The 667-nt window shown below is 62.4% G+C and carries 1 protein-coding gene; it reads left to right on the forward strand.

Going from position 1 to position 667, the window contains the following annotated elements:
* Positions 1 to 128: 128 nt before the first annotated feature.
* A partial coding sequence (gene ycaC, locus FAS41_RS30750; RefSeq protein WP_138527037.1) for an isochorismate family cysteine hydrolase YcaC occupies positions 129 to 667 on the forward strand: 539 nt, incomplete at its 3' end.

The following is a 667-nucleotide window of genomic DNA, read 5'->3' on the forward strand; positions in this document are numbered from 1 at the left end:
GAATTTTGCCGTCTGGTGGAGCAAGGGTGTCGAATTTAATCTCTCTTCCCATGCAGTGACGCACTGCAGACGAGTCCAAAACCTTCCGGCCCAGCCGGCCCCACTGAAAGCAAATCGAGGATTTCACCATGACCAACGCCACCTACAACCGCCTGGACAAAGACAACGCCGCCGTCCTGCTGGTCGACCACCAGGCCGGTCTGCTCTCGCTGGTCCGCGACATCGATCCGGACAAGTTCAAGAACAACGTGCTGGCGCTGGGTGATCTGGCCAAATTCTTCAACCTGCCGACCATCCTCACCACCAGCTTCGAAACCGGCCCCAACGGCCCGCTGGTCCCCGAGCTGAAAGCACAGTTCCCGGACGCCCCGTACATCGCCCGCCCCGGCCAGATCAACGCCTGGGACAACGAAGACTTCGTCAAGGCGGTGAAGGCCACCGGCAAGAAGCAACTGATTATCGCCGGCGTGGTGACCGAGGTCTGCGTGGCGTTCCCGGCGCTGTCGGCCCTGGCCGAAGGTTTCGATGTGTTCGTGGTGGCGGATGCTTCCGGCACCTTCAACGAGATGACCCGTGACGCCGCCTGGCGTCGGATGGAAGCGGCCGGTGCGCAGCTGATGACCTGGTTCGGCGTGGCCTGTGAGCTGCACCGCGACTGGCGCAACGA

The organism is Pseudomonas nicosulfuronedens (genome assembly GCF_005877905.1).
GTDB lineage: Bacteria > Pseudomonadota > Gammaproteobacteria > Pseudomonadales > Pseudomonadaceae > Pseudomonas > Pseudomonas nicosulfuronedens.